Source organism: Candidatus Alistipes pullistercoris (genome assembly GCF_027665465.1).
Classification (GTDB): domain Bacteria; phylum Bacteroidota; class Bacteroidia; order Bacteroidales; family Rikenellaceae; genus Alistipes_A; species Alistipes_A hominis.
In genome coordinates, this window is record NZ_JAQDED010000007.1 from 1 (window position 1) to 13,414 (window position 13,414).

At 52.2% G+C, this 13,414-nt stretch carries 13 protein-coding genes; 3 read left to right on the forward strand and 10 right to left on the reverse strand.

Annotated elements, in window-relative coordinates; all coding sequences use genetic code 11:
- Positions 1–870: 870 nt before the first annotated feature.
- Positions 871–2,610 (reverse strand): FG-GAP repeat domain-containing protein, encoded by a 1,740-nt coding sequence (locus PGR91_RS10015; protein WP_118656830.1) that lies wholly within the window; start codon positions 2,608–2,610, stop codon positions 871–873.
- 325 nt (positions 2,611–2,935) lie between these two features.
- Here PGR91_RS10015 and PGR91_RS10020 point away from each other — a divergent pair, with 325 nt between their 5' ends.
- From PGR91_RS10020 to PGR91_RS10030, 3 genes are all read left to right on the forward strand, one after another.
- Positions 2,936–3,223, forward strand: a complete 288-nt coding sequence (locus PGR91_RS10020) for a hypothetical protein (RefSeq protein ID WP_147387058.1) — start codon at positions 2,936–2,938, stop codon at positions 3,221–3,223.
- Positions 3,224–3,284: 61 nt separating this feature from the next.
- Positions 3,285–4,475 (forward strand): 6-bladed beta-propeller, encoded by a 1,191-nt coding sequence (locus tag PGR91_RS10025; RefSeq protein ID WP_118656828.1) that lies wholly within the window; start codon positions 3,285–3,287, stop codon positions 4,473–4,475.
- Positions 4,476–4,494: 19 nt separating this feature from the next.
- On the forward strand, positions 4,495–5,109 hold the full coding sequence (locus PGR91_RS10030) for a hypothetical protein (protein WP_147387406.1): 615 nt from the start codon (positions 4,495–4,497) through the stop codon (positions 5,107–5,109).
- A gap of 123 nt (positions 5,110–5,232) precedes the next feature.
- On the opposite strand, the gene leuB is transcribed toward PGR91_RS10030, so the two are convergent.
- The 9 genes from leuB to PGR91_RS10075 all read right to left on the reverse strand — a co-directional run bounded on the left by leuB (position 5,233) and on the right by PGR91_RS10075 (position 13,122).
- On the reverse strand, positions 5,233–6,294 hold the full coding sequence (leuB, locus tag PGR91_RS10035) for a 3-isopropylmalate dehydrogenase (RefSeq protein ID WP_118656848.1): 1,062 nt from the start codon (positions 6,292–6,294) through the stop codon (positions 5,233–5,235).
- Positions 6,295–6,368: 74 nt separating this feature from the next.
- Positions 6,369–6,740 carry a hypothetical protein gene (locus tag PGR91_RS10040; protein WP_118656824.1) on the reverse strand — a complete coding sequence of 124 codons (372 nt, stop codon included), beginning with the start codon at positions 6,738–6,740 and terminating at the stop codon, positions 6,369–6,371.
- Between the two features lie 5 nt (positions 6,741–6,745).
- The gene (locus PGR91_RS10045) at positions 6,746–7,819 is read right to left on the reverse strand and encodes a zinc-dependent metalloproteinase lipoprotein (protein WP_118656822.1); all 1,074 of its coding nucleotides are present in this window, start codon (positions 7,817–7,819) and stop codon (positions 6,746–6,748) included.
- 104 nt (positions 7,820–7,923) lie between these two features.
- Complete coding sequence (gene argB, locus PGR91_RS10050) at positions 7,924–8,706, reverse strand: acetylglutamate kinase (RefSeq protein WP_118656820.1); 783 nt, start codon at positions 8,704–8,706, stop codon at positions 7,924–7,926.
- 10 nt (positions 8,707–8,716) lie between these two features.
- Positions 8,717–9,847, reverse strand: coding sequence for an aspartate aminotransferase family protein (locus PGR91_RS10055; protein ID WP_101572381.1), 1,131 nt, complete (start codon positions 9,845–9,847; stop codon positions 8,717–8,719).
- Positions 9,848–9,928: 81 nt separating this feature from the next.
- Complete coding sequence (argC, locus tag PGR91_RS10060; protein ID WP_118656818.1) at positions 9,929–10,906, reverse strand: N-acetyl-gamma-glutamyl-phosphate reductase; 978 nt, start codon at positions 10,904–10,906, stop codon at positions 9,929–9,931.
- Positions 10,907–10,931: 25 nt separating this feature from the next.
- On the reverse strand, positions 10,932–11,261 hold the full coding sequence (locus tag PGR91_RS10065) for a DMT family transporter (RefSeq protein ID WP_101572377.1): 330 nt from the start codon (positions 11,259–11,261) through the stop codon (positions 10,932–10,934).
- Positions 11,262–11,263: 2 nt separating this feature from the next.
- Positions 11,264–12,457 carry an argininosuccinate synthase gene (locus tag PGR91_RS10070; protein WP_055206390.1) on the reverse strand — a complete coding sequence of 398 codons (1,194 nt, stop codon included), beginning with the start codon at positions 12,455–12,457 and terminating at the stop codon, positions 11,264–11,266.
- Between the two features lie 62 nt (positions 12,458–12,519).
- On the reverse strand, positions 12,520–13,122 hold the full coding sequence (locus tag PGR91_RS10075; protein WP_055206388.1) for an N-acetyltransferase: 603 nt from the start codon (positions 13,120–13,122) through the stop codon (positions 12,520–12,522).
- Positions 13,123–13,414: the final 292 nt, after the last annotated feature.

A 13,414-nucleotide genomic window follows, 5' to 3' on the forward strand; every position in this document is an offset into this window, starting at 1 on the left:
CTGCCGCTAGCGTTTATCCTGAGCCAGGATCAAACTCTCCATTGTAAAAAATTTAAATCTTAGCTCTACTCAAAGGTATGTTGAAAATTATTACCGTCTTTATCAGACTGGTAAGAATAAACTTTAGCTGCTTAAATACTTCAAAGAACTTATTCTTTTCTTACAAAATTTCGTCGTTTCAACGCCCTGTAAAATTCTTATCGAACTTTCGGGGCCACAAAGGTAAAGAGTATTTTTCAAATATCCAAACTTTCGCTGAGAAACTTTCGAAATATTTTTAAAGAACCTTGTTGTTAAACTTCCGTTTCAATCGTCTAACGGGGCGCAAAGATATGTGTTCGTTTCGAAACTACCAAATCTTTTTTTGAAAATTTTCAAACCTTTTCAGAACGCTTTGCCAGACTTGTCTTTCGTTTAGCGGGTGCAAATATAGAGACTTTTAAAGTTTCTTTCCAAATATTTCGGAAACATTTTTTCACTATTTTCCCGACCAAACGTACAAACCGTTATATACAAACGCATTAACGACGCCACGAAAGTTCGCTTTTATACGAGGATCCGTCGCACGCAACCCGCCGAATACGACATTTCGTCGGAAACGGCCGCAGAAATCGGCTGCCGTTTTTTCCGGGAATTCGAATCGCTACCGCAAATCCGTACCGCGCGAACCGTAGGATTTCGCCACTTACACCGTCCGGTTCTGCCAGCCGCGTCGAAAAAACGTCCGGAAATTTCCCGAAAAAACATCCGTTTTTCGGTATCTGTCGACCGAAAGCGTCCGAAAACCGTCGTTCCGGACGGTAAAAAATCCGGCACCGGCCGTCGGTGCGACCGCATTAGTCGGAAATCCGGCAACGGATTTCCGATCCGCTACCGGGAAAGCCGGGCCCAATCGGACGAAAAATAGGCCGCCTGGAGTTTTTCGAGCATCGCCGAATCGTTTTCCCGCATAAATAAATTTTCGAGATCCTTATAAATATAGAATTGCAGCCAGTAACCGTCGCGGTATTGCTCGCGCAGCGAGGAAGGCTGCTGCTGTTTGGCATACCAAAGGGTATTCAATCCGAAACGTTCGGCCGCCTTTCGGGCAGCGACCGCATTCGCCCACATCTTGCCGGACACCTTTTTATATAGACGGGTGAAATCGCCGTATTTGAAATCCGAAACGTCGATCAGTTCGCACCTGTCGTCCACGCCCAGGGCTTTCAGTTCGATCTTCGTCTCAAAAACCCGATCTCCGTCCAGATCGTATTCGATGCAGTCGAGAAAGCCGTTATCGTCGGTATCGGTATATTTGACCGTTGCGAAACTTTTAGGAGCCTTGTTCTGCCACGACCGGTCGTATCCCTGGAAATAACGGGCCGTTTGGTCGATGCGCCAGCACCCCCACTCCGCGCCGTACAGGTGGATACGCCCGTCGAAACGGCCGACATACAACCGTCCTCCGCCGGAATTGTCCAGATCCCACTCCCCGCGGTCGCCGGCCCAATCGGATTGGGGATGATTGTCCACGCCGCCTTTACCCGAACCCATTTTGAACGGGTCCATCGGATAATAGAACTCGACCCGTTCCCAACGGGCGCAATCGTCGTCCTCGTCGAACACCAGGTAGGCCTGCTTCCACTCTCCCCGGCGATAGATCAGATTCCAGGCGTTCTTATGGTCGGCATAAATCAGTTCGGTCAGCTCGCGAAAACGCGGGTCGATGAAAAAGCGGTCGGCCTCGGGCAACCCGCGCATGTTCCGCAACGCGTGCACCTGATCCGTATAATCGAACCCGCCGCCCATAAAGCCGAGCGTACAGTCGAAATCGAAATCGTTGCCCGGCGCATTGTCGTTGTCCAGATCGACGGCGATCGATACCCAATCGGCCCGGCCGGCAACCTGCTGCTTCTCGAATCCGTCGGCCTGAGCCGCCGGATCGGGCTGCGGCGTATCGACAATCCGGATCGCCATCTCCGACAGTCCGTCGCGGTCGGGATCGTAGAACAGGAACGGATTCTCCCAGTTCAGCCGCAGGTCTTTCATCTGATCGGTCGACGTATGTATCTTGATAAAGGCCGACTGCCCGCTGTAATCGGTATAAAAATCCGAGATGCCGTACTTCTCCCAGCATTCGAGCAACATCGTGTTCCAGTTGATATAGTTGAACACCCCGTCGCGGTCGGTATCCAGCACGATCATGTAGTGCCCGTTCGGCCATCCCCGCGCGACGCCCTCTTTCGGATACTCGGCGATCAACTGCAAGTCGGCCCGGCCGTCGCCGTCCAGGTCGGCATACTTGACGACCAAGTCGTAAACGCCGTCCTTGTCGCGGTCGATCAGCAAGCAGTCGTTGTCGAGATCGCCTTCGAGGTCGCCTTCCCGCATATCGCCGTCGTCGTCGAGCCACAGCACGGGAATATCGTCCCGCGTGACGCTGCGGATCGCATCCGGCTTCCCGTCCCCGTTCAGATCGAGGTACTCCGGCACAAAGCCCGTCGGAGGAGGGGGCAGTCGGAAAGAACCGATCTGCAACTGTCGGTTCCAATAGTCGGATGAACCGCCGCGCGCATGCACCGTACCTACGGCACATGCCAGCAAACCGCAAAGGATGATCTCTTTTCTCATGGGGTAGACAAGGTTTTAGGTTATCGATTCCGAAGCAAAATAATCGGACGGCATGCCAACTCGACATTCGCGTCAATGCAACCGTTTGCACAAAAATAGCATATTTTCCGGACAATAAAGAATCTATATTTATCACATAAACAGCCTAAAGTTACTGTTTCATAGAAAATCATGCTCTCCACAAATCAAAAAAAGAACAAAAAAAAAAAAAAAAAACTAATCAAGAGTTTTTTATATTTTACAAATAATATAAATTCGAAAATATTTTCAATAAACCTTAAAACATTGTATTTTTACGAAAACGATCGTATTTAAAAGTTTTTCTATGCTGGTTCTCTTTTGTGCTGGAGCTTCTATTTATCTTACCGACAAAAGCACATCAATCAAATCGATCACCATGGGCAGTATAGAAGCTTTAGCCCGAAGCGAATCAGAAGGCTCGAAAGGAGTATCCGTCCCTTACACTGCCGATTGCCCTGTGTATGAAGTTCTCTATGATTCGCAGGGCAATCCGTATTTCGCCGCTACCGGAGAGTTTACCAAAGGGCATGGTAATACATGCACGGCAGGCAGTGGTTCCTGTACTCCCGAACCGGCATGTCTTCAACTTTAATCGAGTGACAAATTTCCGGACCGTCTTTTAAGACGGTCCGGAATAAATAATAAAATTATTTATGAAAATTCCCCTGTATTTATTCACCCTATTTTTTTTCTGGTGCTGCGTATCAAAAAACGATCGCCAGGCAATGACCGACATTTCCGGAATGAGAGAAGTCGTTTTCGATGATAAAAATACCATAAACATAGACAGCGTTATTGCCAACTATCGGTTCGTTCGATTAGATTCTACCGACAATTTTCCAATCGGGGAGCTCTGGCAAACACTTATTACGGACGATCACATAATTCTGGTGGATAAACTTCATTCGAAATCTGTTTTCATTTTCGATAAAACAGGAAAAAACAAAGCGATCACTCACCGCCAAGGTAGAGGTCCGCAAGAATACATATCTTTATTCCACGTAACGCTAACCCCTGACCGACAAAAAATCGCGATCGTCGACGATTTAGGGAAAAAAGTAGTTTTTTTCGACCTGGCTGGAAATTTCATAGAAAGCAAAAAGATTCCGACAACGTTTTTGACGCTCGAATATGCCTCGGCAGACAAAGCGGTCGGCGCAACATACAGAGAGAATCCGGCAGAAGCCGTATCGCCCGGTTCCAAGCATACCGACAATCTAATTTTATTTATGGATCGTAATTTTAATCCCGAAAGCAGCGCTATTCGGAACCGCTATCTCGCCATTTCGTCCACGAAACCCACTTTGAAAAAATTCGGAAACGACATTCAGATCAATCCTTATTTTTGCGATACGATCTACCAGGCGACTCCCGACGGGCAGTTAACGGGAAAATATCACCTGAATATGACATCCATCAATGGCGCCTGCAATTTACCGCCCGACATCACCCAGGAAAGCCTGGAAAAGATGTATAAAACGAATTCTTTCTTTTACGGAGATTATGCGGACGGAAAAGATTTCGCTTTATTCAATATCTCCACACCTCCGCGTGAAATCATAGCGCCTTACCTGTATTCAAAAACGACCGGCAAAACCTACCGGTTAACTCTGCCTCCACGTAACAACGAAGATTTCTTTACAAAAATTTTCCTTAACGGCTCTTGCGCTTGTTACGAAAATCTTTTTATGGCTGTCATCCCTGCCTACAGAATTATCCTCGGTTCTTCTCCCGCCTGGAAAGAACGACATCCCGAAGTGATGGACGGCTTAACCGAAAACAGCAACCCCGTATTGGTATTTTATGAGCTCCGAGAGCCCGGAAACAATAAGAACAACTACTAACCTGAAAATCGTATTCGCGTTGAGAAAAAATGGAGTTTTAATTCTTCTTTTAATCGTATTGCTTATTACAGATCTCATTTTGATGCGCCGTACAATTATCTCGCACAAAGAAATCCGCATCAAAGATTCTGTCATTCATTCCATAGTATCCGACAATTTCGCTTTGGAATATATAGGAAGCAACTTGTTTTATACTTTCGAATATGACGGAATGAAAATTCAGGATATTCCGATAAAAGATACTGCAGACCGCACGGTTTCTTTGCAAAAAGTCGTATGCGAAAAACCGGCGCTTATTTTCCGCTATCAGCAACGCGATTGCTCCGAATGCATCGCATTCGGTCTTTCCCAATTAGCCGAGTTTGCAGAATCGGCTTCAATTCAAACTATTATATTCGCCGGATACAGTGAAACATATCCATTTAAACAGAGAACGAAAACCATACGGACCAAAAATATAGCGCTATATAACATCGAAAAAATTCTGCCGGTGGATAAACAACAGATCCCTTATTGTTTTATACTCCATCCAGATCTACATATAAGCGAGCTATTTATTCCTGACAAATCTTTTCCGGAAGTGATGAAACGCTATATGCAAATACTGAAAGCGAAGTACTCCTTTATCCAATAAACCATTCGTAGATTTTAAAATCGAAATCTTTTCTTCGTCTCCCCGAATTTCCGAATACAAACCAACAAGGTGCACTTAAAAAAAAGTGCACCTTGTTATATGTAGACAACACCGAACAACAACCTAAACGGCGGCGGCGATGAAATCGCCCACCTCGGTCGTCGAAGCGGCCTTGCCTGCGGCGCTGACGAGGTCTTCTGTGACGACGCCCGCCTCGATCGCCTTGTTGACGGCGTCGCGGATCGCTTTGCCTTCTTTTTCGAGTCCCACGTGTTCCAGCATCATCGCTGCGGACAAGATCGTCGCCATCGGGTTGGCAATGTTTTTACCGGCCGCCTGCGGGTAGCTGCCGTGAATCGGTTCGAACAGGGCCACTTTCGCTCCGACCGAAGCGGACGGAAGCATACCGAGCGAACCGCTGATTACGCTCGACTCGTCGGTCAGGATATCGCCGAACAGGTTCTCGGTCACGATCACGTCGAAGTGCGTCGGGCGCTGGATGATCTGCATCGCGGCGTTGTCGACGAACATGAATTCGACGGTAACGTCCGGATACTGCGGAGCCATCTCTTTGGCAATCTGACGCCACAGGCGCGACGTGGCGATCACGTTGGCTTTGTCCACGACGGTCAGCTGTTTGCGGCGCTTGCGGGCCAGGCCGAACGCCAGGTGCAGGATGCGTTCCACCTCTTCGCGGGTATAAACACAGGTATCGTAGGCCGTGTTGCCATCCTCGCTACGGCCCTGCGGACGACCGAAATACATACCGCCGGTCAGTTCGCGCACGCACAGAAAATCGGCGCCTTTGACGATCTCGGTTTTCAGCGGGGAACGATCGGCCAGCGAATCGAACACGGCCAACGGACGCAGGTTGGCATACAAGCCGAGCGACTTGCGCATCCGGAGCAGCCCCTGTTCCGGACGCACCTTGGCCGACGGATTGTTATCGTACTTCGGATCGCCGATCGCCCCGAACAGCACCACATCGGCTCCCTGGCAAACGGCGTGCGTTTCGGCCGGATACGGATCGCCGGTCGCGTCGATCGCGCAAGCGCCTACAAGCGCTTTCTGGTAGTTGAACGTGTGTTTGTACTTTGCGGCAACGCTATTCAAAACCTTTACCGCTTCGCCCACGATTTCCGGGCCGATGCCGTCCCCGGGCAAAAGAGCAATTTTCAATTCCATCATTTATTCAATTTACAAATCAGTAATCCATTCATTTCGCGCACCGTTCCGCCGACTCCGGACTTTCCCGCCCCCTACGGCAAATAAGGCGTATAGCGCCACGTTTTCCGGCGGCCGTCCTTCAGCACGACCGTCACCCGGTCGCCCGGACGAAACGGACGCCCGGCGGCCTCTTCGATCCGAACCGTTTTCCGGCCGCGGGACGACTGCTCGGCAGAGACATACCGCAGGCTATCGGCCGCATCGGAGATCCGGTACCGGAACACGCGCAGACTGTCCTTCCCGAACTCCAGATCGAAACGGACGCGTCCGTCGGCATCCGTCAGCACGAAAGTCCCTTTCGCCGGAAATCCGCCCGGCAGGGCCGGCTGCGGATGCCGCCTCCCCAGGCCGCAGACGCTCCCGGCCAGCATAATCCCGACGATGAATCCAGCGAACGTTTTCATAACTTCTACTCCATCAGAATCGGTTTCGGTTCCAGAGCCGGATCGGCGAGCGGCCGGTCGGCGACCGATTTGGTCGAAGTCCGCGGAATCAGCGGACTGTGATTCAACACGAAGTCGATCCGGTCGCGCTGATCGGCCGTCACGGATGTCCGGTCGCCCAGATAATAGTCCATCACGTTGGTCGAACGGAAACGGACGCCGCTGCAGGAAGTCCGGTATTCCAGCTGTTTCCACTCCTCTTCGGTCGTTTCGGGCTTATTCAATTCGTTAAACAGCACCATATACTCGGGACGGCTGTACTTCGGCGTATCGCTGCAATAGTCGTCTCCGTAATCGTCCACGTCGGCGCACAGATCACCCTGTCCGTCGGCAAAAGCATGGAAAAGACCGAGATAATGCCCCATCTCATGCCACAGCGTGAAAGCGCCCTCTTCCTCACTGAAGAAGCTATTATTCAGCGTCATGCCATGCATGTAAGTAGGCAGATAGTCCTGATAAACATCCTTTTCATCGAGTACCAACCCGTCCAGCGGATAACGGGAAGCGGCGAACGGCAAATGCGTGATTCCGGTCACCGTAGCGCCCGCATCGGCTTCTTCCTGCGAAGATTTGAAGCCGAACACCCATATATTGACGTATTGGTTCGGATCCCAGAATATTCCGGCATTGGCCGATCCCTCCGGATGTTTCGAATCCATAAAAGCCACCGGATCCATCGACCCTGCGCCGGCGTACGATACCCGGTGTATCCCCGGCTCCGCCATTTTGTTCCCCTGCGGATCGGTCGCGGCAAGCTTGAACGACACGTTGACGGCGACGCTCGCGCCTCCGCCGAAAAGCGTAGCCGCATAAAACGCATTCAACCGGTTGATATGCCGCACGAAAACCGACTGCGCCGGATTCTGCTGCGCGTCGGTCGCATCCTCGTACAGCACATGGAACACGACCGGCAGCGGCCGTCCTTCGTACCCCGAAGAGCCTCCCGATGAACCTCCCGACCCACCGCTTTCCGTCTTGTCCGTACAAGCCGTAAGGCACGACACGAATAACCAGATTCCGAATAAAATACTTTTTTTCATCCTTGCGATATTTTCTGTTTATGCCGTGCCACCGGCACGCGCGGTTTCAGGTATTCCCTGCACGGTGCATCGGACGACATCCGCCTACCGGCATTTCCGCCGAATCAATCCGCTTTCAACGTCGTACCGCCGTATCCTTTTTCGGCGACAGCGTCGGCGCTGCAAATCGCCACGCTCCGCACCCCGTGTTCAATCGCGTCGAACGCATTCTCGAGTTTCGGCAGCATACCGTCCGCCACGATCCCGTCCGCACGAAGCTGCGCAAACCGCGCCGGCGTAATCTCCGGGATCACGCTGCGGTCGTCGTCGACATCCATCAGCACGCCCCGTTTCTCGAAACAATAGACCAATTCGGTCTCGAACGTCCCGGACAGCCCGACGGCCATCGTACGGGCCACCGTATCGGCGTTCGTATTGAGCAGGCTGCCGTCGGCGCCGTCCACCGTAATCGGCGCGACGACCAACGTATAACCGGCGTCGATCAGCGTTTTCGCAGTCGCCGTCCCGAAACGCTTCAACTCCGGATCGCCGACGAAACCGTAATCGACCGGCTTCGGATTGCGCCGCCGGGATACGATCAACCCGCCGTCGGCGCCGCACAAACCGACCGCATTGCAACCGGCTGTTCGTAACTTAGCTACAATCGTTTTGTTGATAAGTCCGGCGTAAACCATCGTCACCACTTTCAGCGTCTCGGCATCCGTCACCCGGCGACCGCCGATCATCTGCGTCTCGATCCCGAGCGCCTTGCCGATCGTCGTGGCGATCTTGCCGCCGCCGTGCACCAGCACTTTCGGCCCTTCGAGCGACGCGAAATCCTGCAAAAAACGATCCAGCTTCTCGGAGTTATCGACAACGTTTCCGCCTATTTTGACAACTTTTAACATCTTTTGCACATTAGACTGTTAATAACTTGCGCAGTGCGGCGAGCAATGCATCGACATGCTCTTTTTTGACATTCAGCGCCGGCAGCAGGCGGAACACGTTCTTGTTTCCGGACGAACCGACGAAAATCTTCTCGTCGAACAACAGCTTTTTACGCAACGGGGCGGAATCTTCGAACAGTTCGATTCCGATCATCAGGCCTCGCCCGCGAACCTCTTTCACGCCGGGCAGCTTTTTCAGCTCGGCCGTCAGGTATTCGCCGATTTCGCGGGCGTTGTCGATCAGTCGATCCCCGGCCATTACGTCGGCGACGGCAATCGCAGCGGCGCATCCCAGGTGGTTGCCGCCGAATGTCGTACCGAGCATACCCAACTTCGGCGCAATGTGCGGCGCAATCGCAATGGCCCCGATCGGAAACCCGTTGCCGAGCCCCTTGGCCATCGTATAAATATCGGCATGGACGTCTGCCCAATCCGATGCATAGTACTGCCCGGTACGTCCGCAGCCGCACTGCACCTCGTCGGCGATGTAAACCGCATTGTAGCGGTCGCACAACGAACGGATTTTGCGCAGGAACTCGCGGCTCGCGATACGGATGCCGCCAACGCCCTGAATCGCCTCGACGATCACGGACGATATTTCGTTATTTTTAAACGCTTCCTCCAGAGCGGCCTCGTCGTTCAACGGAACGAAGATCACGTTGTCGGTACGGTTGACCGGAGCGACGATATTCGGATTGTCGGTAGCAGCCACCGCAAGCGACGTACGGCCGTGAAAGGCGCCTTTCATCGCGATCACCTTGCTTTTTCCGTTATGGAACGACGCCAGTTTCAAGGCGTTTTCGTTCGCCTCGGCTCCCGAATTGCACAGGAAAAGCTGGTAATCCCGCTTGCCGGAAAGTTCGCCCAACTTATCAGCCAACTCGCGCTGCTGGTCGATAATTACCGAATTCGAATAGAATCCGATATGCTTCAACTGGTTTACGACCGTATCCACATAGTGCGGATGCGTGTGCCCGATCGAAATTACGGCATGTCCGCCGTACATATCCAGATAACGGGTTCCTTTATCGTCCCAGACGTACGAGCCCTCGGCGCGTACGATATCGATATCCCACAGGGGGTACACTTTGAACAAATCCATATTTTCCGATTTTTTGAGTAAAACAATTTTTCCGAAACGCCCCGGCGAGTCCGCAACCTCTGCACCGTCCGTAAAATTTCGTTAAAACGCGACCGGTTTCAAGCGCAACCCCGCACGCTCGTCCAGACTGAACATCAGGTTCAGGTTCTGCACGGCCTGGCCGGAGGCTCCTTTCAATAAGTTGTCGATCGCACTCATAACCAACAACTTGTCGCCGTGTTTCTCGAGCGACAACACACACTTGGCCGTATTGACCACTTGCTTGAGATAGATGTTCCGGTCGCTTACGAACGTCAGCGCGGCATCCGCATAGAAATCGCCGTAGACCTTCTGCACCTCTTCGAGCGACAGCGGACAGTCTACATAAATCGACGCGATGATCCCGCGCGCGAAATCGCCCCGATACGGAATGAAATTGATCGCATGAGAGAACGACGGCATCAGCGCACGGACGCTCTCGCCGATTTCGTTCAGGTGCTGGTGTTCAAACGCCTTATAGACCGACAGGTTGTTGACCCGCTGGCTGAAATGCGAAGTCGGGGCCAGTTTCTGCCCGGCGCCGGTCGAACCGGTGACGGCCGTTACCTGCACGTCGCCCGTCAGCAGCCCGGCCGCAGCCAACGGCAGTATGCCCAGTTGCAGGCAGGTCGCAAAACACCCCGGATTGGCGATGTTGCGCGCCGCGCGGATCTTTTCGCGGTTCAGTTCCGGCAGGCCGTACACGAACTGCCTGTTCCCGATCGAAGCAGTCGCCTGCAGCCGAAAATCCTGGCTCAGGTCGATGATCCGCACCGAATCGGGAATCGGCGTGGCTTCTAAAAATTTGCGGGCATCGCCGTGGCCGACGCACAGCATCAGCGCATCGACGTCGGTACGCAACTGGTCCGTAAAACGCATATCGGTTTCGCCCAACAGGTCGATATGCACGTCGCTCAGACGGTTGCCGCCGTTGCTGTTGCTGTGTACGAACGCCAGCTCGACATCCGGGTGATTTAAAAGAATACGGATAGCCTCGCCACCCGTATATCCTGCACCTCCTATAATACCTACTCTTACCATAAGAATCCGGTTCAGAAATTACACGTTAATGTACTACGCTTTTCGAGCAAACGTTGATTACGATTACCCCCGCAACGATGAGTCCCATCCCGATCAGGGCCGGCAGATCGAGCTTCTGGCCGAACAGTACGACGGCCGCCAGCGAGACCAACACGATCCCCACGCCGCTCCATATCGCATAGGCAATCCCTACGGGCATCTCCCGCAACGTGAGGCTCAGCAGGTAGAACGCTACGCCATACCCCACAACCGTAAGCACCGACGGCCACAACCTGCTGAACGACTCCGAAGATTTCAGCGCGCTCGTCGCAACAACCTCCGAAACGATCGCCAGCAACAGGTAGACCCACTTCATCGCTATTTCAGTTTTTCGTTTACCTTATAATAAATTTTATTCTGGTTGCCGAAGATTTTACCGAAACCCTTGACATCTTCGCTCGTCCAATCGTTCATCGTCTCGCCGTAAGCGCCGAACTTGTTGCTCATCAGGTCGTGATCGCTCTTGATGCCGACCAATACGAAACGGTACGGGTGCAGTTCGACGTAAACGTCGCCGCTGACCGTGCGCTGCGTGCTTTCGAGAAACGCTTCGAAATCGCGCATCACCGGATCGTAATACTGTCCCTCGTGCAGGTAGTTGCCGTAAAAGGCCGAGATCTGGTCTTTCCAGTACAACTGCCATTTGGTCAGCGTATGCTTTTCGAGCATGTGGTGCGCCTTGATAATCACCATCGGGGCGGCGGCTTCGAAACCGACGCGGCCTTTGATCCCGATGATCGTATCGCCGATGTGCATGTCGCGGCCGATCGCATACCGCGAAGCGATCGCCTGCAACGCCTGGATCGCGGCGATGCGGTCGTCGAAACGCTTGCCGTCGAGAGCTACAAACTCGCCCTTTTCGAACGTCAGCGTCACGCGGCGCGGCTGCGTTTCTTTCAACTGCGACGGGTAAGCCTCTTCGGGCAGCGTTTCGCTCGACGTAAGGGTCTCCTTGCCGCCGACCGACGTTCCCCAGATACCCTGGTTGATCGAATATTCGGCCTTCTTGAAATCGAAGTTAACCCCGTGTCCGCGCAGGTAGGCGATCTCCTCCTCGCGGCTCAGACGCTTCTCGCGGATCAGCGCGATCACCTCGATCTCCGGAGCGATGATGTTGAACACCATGTCGAAGCGCACCTGGTCGTTACCGGCTCCGGTGCTGCCGTGGCAAAGGTAGTCGGCGCCGATTTCGCGGGCGTATTTGGCAATGGCCGTCGCCTGCGAGATCCGCTCGGAGCTGACCGAAATCGGATAAGTTCCGTTTTTCAGCACATTCCCGAAGATCATGTACTTGATCGCATGCTGGTAATAATCCTGCGTCACGTCGAGCGCCACGTAGCTCTTTACGCCGAGATCGTAAGCTCGCTTTTCAATCGAGGCAAGTTCCTCGGCCGAAAATCCGCCGGTGTTCGCCAAGGCGGCGTGCACTTCCAATCCCATCTCTTTCGAAAGGTAAATCGCACAGTACGAGGTATCCAATCCTCCGCTGAAAGCCAATACTACTTTTTTCATCGCTGTCTTATCGCTTTATTTCAATAAATTCGTATACCCCGGGGCCGGAGGCCCCGCTTTCGCTATTTTTTTTCTTCGTCCTTATGTTCGAGCAGTTCCTGGTCGATCGGAATCTTCACCGTATCGTGCTTCGGATCGAACAGCATCGCCGTGCACAGGCAGTTCTTACGTCCCTTGCTCTGCAGGATCGAATAGTTCACGCAACTCTCGCATCCTTTCCAGAACTGGTCGTCGTCGGTCAGCTCGGAATAAATGACAGGGCGGTAACCCAACTCGGAATTGATCTTCATCACGGCCATGCCGGTGGTCAACCCGAAAAGCTTCGCTCCCGGAAACATCTTCAGCGAGAGGAAAAACGTCTTGGTCTTGATCGCCTTGGCCAACCCCAGCTTTCGGAACTTCGGGTTGATAATCAATCCCGAATTGGCCACATAGTCGCCGTGTCCCCACGATTCGATGTAGCTGAAACCGGCCCATGTCCCGTCTTTATGGAATGCGATCACCGCTTTCCCCTGACGCATTTTGTTCGAAACGTATTCGGCCGTACGTTTGGCGATACCCGTTCCGCGGGCTTTGGCGGATTCGGCCATCTCGTCACAGATAGTCTGTGCAAACTGAGTGTGTTCCTCAGTGGCTACCAACACATTAAAATCATCAATTGTCATTTCTACCAGCAAAAAAATTTAAACGCCAGAAAACGACGGATCTTCCGCCGCGTTGATTATACAAATACAATTTGCAAAAGTATTAAAAAAAGATCAGATAAGTATGAAAAATGCCGCTAAATTATTTTTTAAAATTTCCCCGAATACCATGAACCCCACCTACCCGGGAACCGGTCGCGATCCCCGATAGGAGGATTACGCTTCATTTATATAATATACTATTGTCAAAAATACAATAATAAATAAAATCCATCCCGGATACCGGAAATAAAAATACAATATTTTATTAAAA